6 protein-coding genes are annotated in these 9,886 nt (G+C 63.1%); 2 read left to right on the top strand and 4 right to left on the bottom strand.

Going from position 1 to position 9,886, the window contains the following annotated elements; genetic code table 11:
* Window positions 1-133: 133 nt before the first annotated feature.
* The 3 genes from HX830_RS17470 to HX830_RS17460 form a co-directional block, all read right to left on the bottom strand.
* Complete coding sequence (locus HX830_RS17470) at window positions 134-844, bottom strand: SPOR domain-containing protein (RefSeq protein WP_152737761.1); 711 nt, start codon at window positions 842-844, stop codon at window positions 134-136.
* Window position 845: 1 nt separating this feature from the next.
* Window positions 846-2,582: an arginine--tRNA ligase gene (gene argS / locus HX830_RS17465; protein WP_177101503.1), complete on the bottom strand. Its 1,737-nt coding sequence runs from the start codon at window positions 2,580-2,582 to the stop codon at window positions 846-848.
* A gap of 285 nt (window positions 2,583-2,867) precedes the next feature.
* Complete coding sequence (locus HX830_RS17460; RefSeq protein WP_177101501.1) at window positions 2,868-5,087, bottom strand: primosomal protein N'; 2,220 nt, start codon at window positions 5,085-5,087, stop codon at window positions 2,868-2,870.
* Window positions 5,088-5,273: 186 nt separating this feature from the next.
* Between HX830_RS17460 and rpmE the strand changes: the two genes are divergently transcribed.
* Together rpmE and HX830_RS17450 are read left to right on the top strand one after the other, a co-directional pair.
* Window positions 5,274-5,495, top strand: coding sequence for a 50S ribosomal protein L31 (rpmE, locus tag HX830_RS17455; protein ID WP_100940403.1), 222 nt, complete (start codon window positions 5,274-5,276; stop codon window positions 5,493-5,495).
* A gap of 288 nt (window positions 5,496-5,783) precedes the next feature.
* Window positions 5,784-7,052: a malic enzyme-like NAD(P)-binding protein gene (locus HX830_RS17450; RefSeq protein ID WP_152737760.1), complete on the top strand. Its 1,269-nt coding sequence runs from the start codon at window positions 5,784-5,786 to the stop codon at window positions 7,050-7,052.
* Window positions 7,053-7,268: 216 nt separating this feature from the next.
* Here the strand turns inward: HX830_RS17450 and HX830_RS17445 are convergent, their stop codons facing one another.
* The gene (locus HX830_RS17445; RefSeq protein ID WP_371317534.1) at window positions 7,269-9,701 is read right to left on the bottom strand and encodes a penicillin-binding protein 1A; all 2,433 of its coding nucleotides are present in this window, start codon (window positions 9,699-9,701) and stop codon (window positions 7,269-7,271) included.
* Window positions 9,702-9,886: the final 185 nt, after the last annotated feature.

Raw genomic sequence — 9,886 nt, 5'->3', positions numbered from 1 at the left:
GTCAAGACAGTTGCTCCTACAGTTCCGTGTCGTATATGAGGCTTATGTACGCCACAAAATTGTAGGAGCAGAGCTTGCTCGCGAAGGGGCCCTCAAGACCGCCAAAAGCTTCGCGGCGAAGGCTTGGCGCCCGTCAGCGACTCTGGCGCTGTTGCAGCAGCAGATTGTTGAAACCGCTGCCGGCCAGTTGTTTCTGTGCCTTGGTCAGTTGTTCGCGATTGCTGAACGGTCCGACCAATACCCGGTACCAGGTCTCGTCCTTCACCGTCCCGGACTCCACCGCCACGGCCTGCCCGAGCAGGATGATCTGCGCCCGGACCTTGTCCGCATCGGCTTCCTTGCGGAACGAGCCGGCCTGCAGGAAGAACTGTGTCACCGCTGCCGGCTTGGCTACGGCCACGGGCGGCGGCGGTGGGGGGGTAATCCCGGACAGCGCGGCCTGGGCCCGCGCGGTGTCGATCTTCGCCGCCTCGGCCGGGGTCACCGGGGTGGTCGGCGTCGGCACGGTCTGCGGCGTCGGCAGGGTTTTCTCCGGCACGGCTTCCGGTGGCACGATGACTTCCGATTCCGGCAGCAAGGTGTAGAAGTCGTACTTGGGCTTGACCGGCTGGGTCGGGCTCGGTGGGGTCTTGTTGGCTTCGGCGATCTTGCTCGCCTTCAGCTGTTCCTGCTTGACCCGCTTGATGTCATCGCCCTTGCCCGGCTCCAGCTTCATCAGGAACACGATAAACGCGCCCACGCCGAGGCCGATCGCCAGCCACAACCAGCCCGGGATCGGCTTTTTCGCAGGAGCTTGGTAACGGCTGGCGCCACGTTTGGGTGCTGGGGTTTTCTTGGCAGCCAACTTACATACGCTCCAGGGTTTCCAGACCCAGCAACTCCAGGCCTTGCTTGAGGGTGCGACCGGTCAGCGCGGCGAGGCGCAGGCGGCTCTGTTTCTGTTCGGCGGTATCGGCGGACAGGATCGGGCAGTTCTCGTAGAAGCTGGAGAACAGCCCGGCGACATCGTACAGGTAGGTGCACAGCACGTGCGGCGTGCCTTTCTCGGCAACGCTGCCGAGCACTTCGCCGAACTGCGCCAGTTTGGCGGCCAGTTCGTGCTCGTGGGGCGCTTCAAGGACGATCTGCCCTTCGACCTGGCTGAAATCCGTGCCCAGTTTGCGGAATACACCGGCCACGCGGGTGTAGGCGTACAGCAGGTACGGCGCGGTGTTGCCTTCGAAGTTGAGCATCAGCTCGAAGTTGAAGCTGTAGTCGCTGGTGCGGTGCTTGGACAGGTCGGCGTACTTGACCGCGCCGATGCCCACCACGCGGGCGATAGTGCGCAGTTCGTCTTCGGCCAGCTCCGGGTTCTTTTCCTTGACCAGCAGATAGGCGCGGTCCATGGCCTCGGTCAGCAGGTCGATCAGCTTCACGGTGCCGCCGTCGCGGGTCTTGAACGGGCGGCCGTCGGCGCCGTTCATGGTGCCGAAGCCCATGTGCTCCATGTCCATCGGGTGGCCGACGAAGCCGGCCTTGCGTGCCACCGCGAACACCTGCTGGAAGTGCAGGGCCTGGCGCTGGTCGACGAAATACAGCGCGCGATCGGCTTTCAGCACATTGCTGCGGTAGCGCACGGCGGCCAGGTCGGTGGTGGCATACAGATAGCCACCATCGGCCTTGACGATGATCACTGGCAGCGGTTCGCCTTCGGCGTTCTTGAACTCGTCGAGGAACACGCACTGGGCGCCGTTGCTCTCGACCAGCATGCCCTTGGCCCTGAGGTCGTTGACCACGTTGATCAGGTCGTCGTTGTAGGCGCTTTCGCCCATCACGTCGGCCATGGTCAGTTTGACGTTCAGCAGTTCGTAGATCTTCTGGCAGTGGGACAGCGAGATGTCCTTGAAGCGGGTCCACAGCGCCAGGCAGTCCGGGTCGCCGGCTTGCAATTTGACCACCAGGCCGCGGGCGCGGTCGGCGAACTCCGGGGATTCGTCGAAGCGTTTCTTGGCCGCGCGGTAGAAGTTTTCCAGGTCCGAGAGTTCGTCGCTGGTAATCGGGTTTTCCTGCAGGTAGGCCATCAGCATGCCGAACTGGGTGCCCCAGTCGCCGACGTGGTTCTGGCGGATCACGGTGTCACCGAGGAACTCGAGGACGCGCGCCACGCCGTCGCCGATGATGGTCGAACGCAGGTGGCCGACGTGCATTTCCTTGGCCAGGTTGGGGGCCGAGAGGTCGACCACTACCCGTTGCGCCGGGCCTGCCTTGTGCACGCCGATGCTGGCGTCGGCCAGGGCGGCGTCGAGGCGCGCGGCCAGGGCCTGGGTGTTCTGGAAGAAGTTGATAAAGCCGGGGCCGGCGATCTCGGCCTTGCTCACGCTGTCGGCGACGGGCAGGGCGGCGATGATTTTTTCCGCCAGGTCGCGGGGTTTGAGACCGGCCGGCTTGGCCAGCATCATCGCGATATTGCTGGCGAAGTCGCCGTGGGTCTTGTCCCGGGTGTTTTCCACCTGGATCGCCGGCGTCAGCCCTTCAGGCAACACACCTTCGGTGACGAGTTGGGTGATGGCTTGTTGGATCAGCTGGCGAATGGTGTCTTTCATGGTCTTCTCTTTCGACCGCATGCGCGGCGGCGCTTCGATGCGCAGGTGGAAAAACTGGGCATTATCCGTTGCCGGGACGAGCTTGCCAACCGGTTACGGACTTGTGGCGTCTGGGCGGGCCTATTCGCGGGCAAGCTCCGCTCCCACAGGTTCTCGGTTGTACGCAAGGTTGCGGTATGGCTCGGACATTATGGGACTGATGCCACAAGTCCCGAGTCGTTTACAGTATTTGCATACAACTCGGACCTGTGGGAGCGGAGCTTGCCCGCGAAGGGGCCGGTCCGATCAATACAAATCCACCGGATCGACATCCAACGACCAGCGCACCTGCCGCCCGCTGGGCATTTGCTCCAACACCAGCAACCAACTGCTCAACAATCGGTGCAGCGAGGCCCGGCCATTGGCCTGCAACAACAACTGCGCCCGATAACGTCCGGCCCGGCGCTCCATGGGCGCCGGCACCGGCCCCAGCAGTTCGATGCCGCCCAGGTTCATCTCGGCCAGCAAACGCTCGGCCTCGCTGCAGGCTTCATCGAGAAAGCTCTCGGCCTGCCCCGGCTTATGGGCTTCGGCCCGCAGCAGGGCCAGGTGTGCGAACGGCGGCAAGCCAGCCGCCCGACGCTCGCTCAAAGCCTGTTCGGCAAAGGCGAAATAACCCTGCTCGGTCAGCTGAATCAACAGTGGATGGTCCGCCAGGTGCGTCTGGATAATCACTTTGCCCGGCTCTTCCGCCCGCCCGGCCCGGCCCGCCACCTGGACGATCAACTGGGCCATGCGCTCGCTGGCGCGGAAGTCGCCGGAGAACAGGCCGCCGTCGGCATCGAGGATCGACACCAGGGTCACCCGGGGAAAGTGATGGCCTTTTGCAAGCATCTGCGTGCCCACCAGGATGCACGGCTGGCCTTTCTGGATAGTAGCGAACAGCTGGTTCATCGCGTCCTTGCGCGAGGTACTGTCGCGGTCGACCCGCAGCACCGGGTAATCGGGAAACAGGATGCCCAGGCGCTCCTCGGCGCGCTCGGTCCCGGCACCCACCGGACGCAGGTCGACCTTGCCGCACTGCGGGCAATTGCGCGGCACCCATTCGACATAACCACAGTGATGGCAGCGCAGTTCGCCGGAGCGCTGGTGCACGGTCATGCGTGCATCGCAGCGCGAGCATTCGGACATCCAGCCGCAGTCGTGGCACAGCAGTGTCGGCGCAAAGCCGCGGCGATTGAGGAACACCAACACCTGCTGGCCGGCGGCGAGGGTCTGGCCGATGGCCTGCTGCATCGGTCCGGAAATGCCGCTGTCCAGGGGGCGACTTTTCACGTCCAGGCGCAGGAAGCGCGGTTGCTTGGCCCCGCCCGCGCGTTCGTTCAGGCGCAACAGGCCATAACGCCCGGTGTAGGCGTTGTGCAGGCTTTCCAGGGATGGCGTGGCCGAACCCAGCACAATCGGAATGTTTTCCTGGCGCGCGCGTACCAGCGCCAGGTCGCGGGCGTGATAGCGCAGGCCTTCCTGCTGTTTATAGGAACCGTCGTGCTCTTCGTCGATGATGATCAGCCCGGGGTTTTTCATCGGGGTGAACAGCGCCGAGCGCGTGCCGATAATGATGTCGGCTTCGCCGTCGCGGGCGGCGAGCCAGGCGTCCAGGCGCTCGCGGTCGTTCACCGCCGAGTGCAGCAGGGCGATGCGGGCGTTGAAGCGTTGCTCGAAACGCGCCAGGGTCTGCGGCCCCAGGTTGATTTCCGGGATCAGCACCAGCGCCTGCTTGCCGGCTTCCAGGGTCTCGCGGATCAGTTGCAGATAGACTTCGGTCTTGCCGCTGCCGGTGACCCCGGCCAACAGGAAGGCATGAAAACTGTCGAACCCGGCGCGGATCGCTTCGCAGGCGGCGCGTTGCTCGCTGTTGAGCGGCAGCTCCGGTTGCGCCAGCCAGTGTTCGTGACGCTCGCTCGGCGCATGGCGACGAACCTCCACCTGCACCAGGTCCTTGGCCAGCAGCAGGTCGAGGCTGTCCTTGCTCAGCATCAGCTTGCTCAGCAGTTGATGGGCCACGCCGTGGGGATGCTGCGCCAGGGTCGCCAGGGCTTCGCGCTGGCGCGGGGCGCGGGCGATGCGCGGATCGTCGAGGCGGGCGCCGGGGACCATCGACCAGAAGCGGTCCTGGCGCGCTTCGGCCGGCTCGCCCTGGCGCAGCAGCACCGGCAGCGCCCAGCTCAGGGTGTCGCCGAGGCTGTGCTGATAATACTGGGCGGTCCACAGGCACAGCTTGAACAGCGCCGGCGGCAGCGGCGTGCTGGCGTCGAGCAGGGCCGTGGCGCGCCTGAGCTTTTCCGCCGGGACTTCACTGTGCTCGGCGATTTCCACCAGGATACCGATCATCTCCCGGCGGCCGAACGGCACCCGCAGGCGCATGCCGGGCTGCAACGCGCTACGCGGCACACCCTCCGGCGCCCGGTAATCGAACAGGCGGCGCAGTGGCGAGGGCAGGGCAAGGCGCAGGATGGCGTCGGGCACGCGGTTCTCTCTGGGAGGGGTTCGTGGAGGGCGCGAGCCTAGCAGACGGCTCGGGCAGTGTCTTCCCGACGGAGGGCGCGCTGGCCACTTGCGCCGGGCAAAAGGTCTGGTATGATCGCCGGCTAAATTACGTGCGGTGTTCAACAATCGTGTTGAGCGGCGGCACGCCAGCCTGAGGAAGTCCCCATGAAAGCCGATATCCATCCAGCATACGTAGACATCGACGTTACCTGCAGCTGCGGTAACAAGTTCGTGACCCGTTCGACCCATGGCAAAGCTCTGCCAATCGACGTGTGCAACGAATGCCACCCGTTCTACACCGGTAAGCAGAAGACCCTGGACACTGGCGGCCGCGTACAGAAGTTCGCCGACCGTTTCGGCATGTTCGGCGCTGTCAAAAAGGCCTGAGGCTGATCGCTCCGGGAAAAACCGCTGGTTTTTCCCGGTCGATAAAAAAGGCGTCCCCCGTGGACGCCTTTTTTGTGGGCGCTGTTTGTATCGGCGGCCGCCGCATAAAAAATTGTAGACATTTTTCTGCTTGATTGTGAACAGTTTATCCCTTGTGTTTCCTGGCTCTTGGGCCAAAGTCGTAGGGACAGGCGCTTGACACCTGTGACTGGTCAGTCTTGTGAGGACTTGGCGACACGCGTATCCTCGGCGGTCCGTCTGTCCCACAGTAAAAAGCGGAATGCCCACATGTCAGATTTGAAAACTGCCGCTCTCGAATATCATGCCAATCCTCGTCCGGGGAAGCTGAGCGTCGAGCTCACCAAAGCCACCGCCACCGCCCGTGACCTGTCGCTGGCCTACAGCCCTGGCGTCGCCGAACCAGTACGCGAAATCGCCCGCGATCCTGAGCTGGCCTACAAGTACACTGGCAAGGGCAACCTGGTTGCAGTCATTTCCGATGGCACCGCGATTCTCGGCCTGGGTAACCTCGGCCCATTGGCCTCCAAGCCAGTGATGGAAGGCAAGGGCGTGCTGTTCAAGCGTTTCGCCGGTATCGACGTGTTCGACATCGAAGTCGATTCGGAAAGCCCGCAAGCCTTCATCGACACCGTCAAGCGTATCTCCATCACCTTCGGTGGCATCAACCTGGAAGACATCAAGGCCCCTGAGTGCTTTGAGATCGAACGTGCTCTGATCGAGCAGTGCGATATTCCGGTGTTCCACGATGACCAGCACGGCACCGCGATCGTCACCGCGGCCGGCATGATCAATGCCCTGGAAATCGCCGGCAAGACCCTGCCGGAAGCCAAGATCGTCTGCCTGGGCGCCGGCGCTGCCGCCATCTCCTGCATGAAATTGCTGGTGAGCATGGGCGCCAGGATCGAAAACATCTTCATGGTTGACCGTACTGGCGTGATCCACGCTGGCCGTGACGACCTGAACCAGTACAAGGCGGTGTTCGCCCACGCCACTGAGAAGCGCACCCTGGCTGACGCCCTGAAAGGCGCTGACGTGTTCGTCGGTCTGTCCGGCCCGAACCTGCTGGACGCTGAAGGCCTGCTGTCGATGGCGGCCAACCCGATCGTGTTCGCTTGCTCGAACCCGGATCCGGAAATCTCGCCAGAGCTGGCTCACGCCACTCGCAACGACGTGATCATGGCCACCGGTCGTTCCGACTACCCGAACCAGGTCAACAACGTCCTCGGCTTCCCGTTCATCTTCCGTGGTGCCCTGGACGTTCGCGCCAAGCGTATCAACGAAGAGATGAAAGTGGCTGCCGCCAACGCCCTGCGCGAACTGGCCAAGCTGCCGGTGCCTCAGGAAGTGTGCGACGCCTACGGCGGTATCAAGCTGGAATTCGGTCGTGAGTACATCATTCCGAAACCAATGGATGCCCGCCTGATCACCCTGATCTCCGATGCCGTGGCCAAGGCCGCGATCGAGACCGGTGTGGCAACCCTGCCGTATCCGAAGAACTACCCGCTGAAAAGCGTGGATGACGTGTTCAACGGCTAAGCTGTTGTAGCGTCAAACAAAAAGCCCCGGCTCGAATGAGTCGGGGCTTTTTTGTGGCTGCCGTTTGAGCGGTGTGGGTCAGCCAGGCTGAACGCGGTCCTTTGTAGGAGCCTGGCTTGCCAGCGAAGAGACCCTTGAGCCTTGCACCGTTCATGCGGACGCCATCGCTGGCAAGTCAGGCTCCTGCAAGGGCGGCACTGTGGCCGCTCTCTCGGATCAGAACAGATCGATCGGCGCCGCCTCGTCCGCCGGCAGCGGGCTGCCCGGGGCGCTACCGCCATTGCCGATCTCGTTGACCGACGGCGGTGTGTCTTCGCTCTTGAACAGCTCGAAGTAGGCATTCGGCGTGCCCGGGGTTGCCGCGCGACCGCTGATCGGATCCACCCGCAGGCTGAGGATGCCTTCCGGCTCCGCCTGGGTGTGCAACGGCTTGCCCTTCAGTGCGGCGCCCATGTAGTCCATCCAGATCGGCAGCGCCACGGTGCCGCCGAACTCGCGACGGCCCAGGCTTTCGGGCTGGTCGAAACCGGTCCAGACGGTGGTGATGTAGTCGGCGTTGTAACCGGTGAACCAGGCGTCCTTGGAGTCGTTGGTGGTACCGGTCTTGCCCGCCAGGTCGCCACGGCCCAGGGCCAGGGCACGACGCCCGGTACCGAGCTTGATCACGTCCTCGAGCATGCTGTTGAGGATAAAGGTAGTCCGTCCGTCGACGATCCGCTCGGCCACCGCTGGGGCTTGGGCTGCCGGTGCTGGGGCTTCACTGGTGCTGTTGACGGTGAACGACGGTTGGCTTGGTGCCGCGATGCCGCTGCTGGCCGCCGCGCCGGTCGGCACGCTTGGTGGATTGGCGACGAACAGGGTGTCGCCGTTGCGGCTTTCGATCTTGTCGATCAGGTAGGGGGTGATCTTGTAGCCGCCGTTGGCAAAGGTGCTCCAGCCGGTGGCAATTTCCATTGGCGTCAGGGTTGCGGTACCCAGGGCCAGGGACAGGTTGCGCGGCAGGTCCTGCTTGTTGAAGCCGAATCTGGCGATGTAGTCGATGGTCTTGTCGACGCCCAGGCTTTGCAGCAGGCGGATCGAGACCAGGTTACGCGACTTGTACAGTGCCTCGCGCAAGCGGATCGGGCCGAGGAAGGTGTTGGTGTCGTTTTTCGGCCGCCAGACCTTGTCCAGGTATTCGTCGACGAACACGATCGGCGCATCGTTCACCAGGCTGGCCGGGGTGTAGCCGTTATCCAGCGCGGAGCTGTAGATGAACGGTTTGAAGCTCGAACCCGGTTGGCGCTTGGCCTGGGTGGCGCGGTTGTAGTTGCTCTGTTCGAAGGCGAAGCCGCCGACCAGTGCACGGATCGCGCCGTTTTGCGGGTCAAGCGAGACCAGGGCACCCTGGGCCACCGGTACCTGGCTGAACTTCAGGCTGTTGTCGGCCTGGCGCTGGACGCGGATCAGGTCGCCGACCTGGGCTACGTCGGACGGTTGCTTGGGGGCGGCACCGAGGCTGTTGGTGTTGAGGTACGGACGGGCCCACTTCATGCTGTCCCAGTTGACGATTTCCGGGCCGTTGCGGGTCAGCACGTGCAGGCTGGCCTTGTCCACCTGGGTGACGATGGCTGGGTCCAGACCGCTGATGGTGCGCTGCTTGCCCAGCTCGGCGATCCAGGCGTCACGGGTCTTGCCCGGCAGCCGCGATTCCGGTCCACGGTAGCCGTGGCGCTGGTCGTAGGCGATCAGGCCTTCTTCAATCGAGTGGTTGGCCAGCTCCTGCAGGTTGCTCGGCACGGTGGTGGTGACGCGGAAACCTTCGGTGTAGGCTTCGCTGCCATAGCGACCGACCATTTCCGCACGGGCCATTTCGGCGATGTACGGCGCGTTCACTTCCGGCGTCGGTACGTGATAGCTGGCGTTGATCGGCTCGACGATGGCGGCCTGGTAGGCGGCCTCGTCGATCTTGCCCAACTTGTACATGCGGCCGAGGATCCAGTCGCGGCGCTCTTTGGCGCGCACCGGGTTGGCCAGCGGGTTGAACCGCGACGGCGCCTTCGGCAGGCCGGCGATCATGGCCATCTGGGCCAGGGTGATGTCACGGATCGACTTGCCGTAATAAACCTGAGACGCCGCTTCGATACCGTAGGCGCGGTTGCCCAGGTAGATCTTGTTCACGTACAGCTCGAGGATCTCGTCCTTGGTCAGCTGGCGCTCGATTTGCAAGGCGAGAAGAATTTCGTTGGTCTTGCGCGAGAAGCTACGCTCGCTGGACAGGAAGAAGTTCTTCGCCACCTGCATGGTGATGGTGCTGCCGCCGGACTGGATATGCCCGCTCTTGACCAATTGGGTCGCGGCGCGCATCAGGCTGCTGGGGTCTACGCCATAGTGGTTGGCGAAGTTGTCGTCTTCGGCGCTCAGCAGGGCGTTGATGAAATTGGGCGGAATATCTGCGAATTTAAGGGGCGAACGGCGCATCTCGCCGAATTCGGCGATCAGCTTGCCATCGCTGGTGTAGACCCTGAGCGGAATCTGCAATTGTATGCTGCGCAAAGTCTCGACGGACGGCAGGCCCGGACTAAGATAAAGAAAAGCGCCGCTCAGGACGAGCAGCAGCCCGCAGAACACGGCGACGAAAGACCACCCGAAAAACTTCAGCAGACGAATCAAGGCTTGTGGATTTCCAGATAAAAGAATGGGTTAGGCGTCAGGCTAAATTCGCAGCAAGCGCTGGTTCGGCGATTCGGAAAAAAACGCTGGGCATTATAAGCATTTTTGGGCGTGAGCGTCATTTGCGCTTATGTCAAGACTGCTATTAAATGCCCATCATCATAAAGGGTCCGTAAGTCGCG

Source organism: Pseudomonas gingeri (genome assembly GCF_013385425.1).
GTDB classification, from domain to species: Bacteria; Pseudomonadota; Gammaproteobacteria; order Pseudomonadales; family Pseudomonadaceae; genus Aquipseudomonas; species Aquipseudomonas gingeri_D.
The sequence above is the reverse complement of the archived record's forward strand: the minus strand, read 5'-3'. Positions and strand labels throughout refer to the sequence as shown.

Coding starts and splice junctions, on each gene's coding strand:
- argS (WP_177101503.1), bottom strand. CDS start 2,582: ATGAAAGACACCATTCGCCAGCTGATCCAACAAGCCATCACCCAACTC.
- rpmE (WP_100940403.1), top strand. CDS start 5,274: ATGAAAGCCGATATCCATCCAGCATACGTAGACATCGACGTTACCTGC.
- HX830_RS17450 (WP_152737760.1), top strand. CDS start 5,784: ATGTCAGATTTGAAAACTGCCGCTCTCGAATATCATGCCAATCCTCGT.